This is a genomic window from Pelosinus baikalensis (genome assembly GCF_020819555.1).
Lineage (GTDB): Bacteria > Bacillota > Negativicutes > DSM-13327 > DSM-13327 > Pelosinus > Pelosinus baikalensis.
In genome coordinates, this window is the sequence record NZ_JAJHJB010000145.1 from 1 (window position 1) to 609 (window position 609).

A 609-nucleotide genomic window follows, 5' to 3' on the forward strand; every position below is an offset into this window, starting at 1 on the left:
ATACTGGCCAATGTATACCTTCATTATGTATTTGATCTATGGTTCGAGAAGGTAGTCAGAAAGCAGTGTAAAGGCCAAGCTTATATGGTTCGATATGCAGACGACTTTGTGTGCTGCTTTCAAATCCGAAGTGATGCCGAGGCTTTCTATGCATCTCTCACTAAACGCCTTCAAATGTTCAACCTAGAGGTCGCGGAGGATAAAACGAAAATCATTCCATTTGGGAGATTCGCTGAACAGGATTCTAAACGCAATGGGAAAGGTAAACCACCTACGTTTGACTTCCTGGGTTTTACTCACTACTGCAGTAAAAGCAAGAAAGGGCAATTTCGAGTGAAACGCAAGAGCAGTCGAAAGAAGGTAACTGCCAAGTTAAAGAGCCAAAAAGAATGGCTTAAAGCACATCGAACAATGGACACTAAAGACATCATGGTCAGGTTAAACCGGTCTCTCATAGGTTATTACAACTATTATTGTATTACCGACAATTTACAAGCGGTTGAGAACTTTCTCGACAACGTGAAGCGATTACTGTTCAAATGGATGAACCGTAGGAGCCAAAGGAAATCGTTCAGTTGGGATAAATTTAATTTGTTCCTTAGAAAATAT

General features: G+C 40.6%; 1 protein-coding gene. It reads left to right on the forward strand.

The window, feature by feature from the left end:
- Positions 1-3 precede the first annotated feature (3 nt).
- On the forward strand, positions 4-609 hold a 606-nt coding region (locus LMF89_RS26470; RefSeq protein WP_369412730.1), incomplete at its 3' end, for a reverse transcriptase domain-containing protein.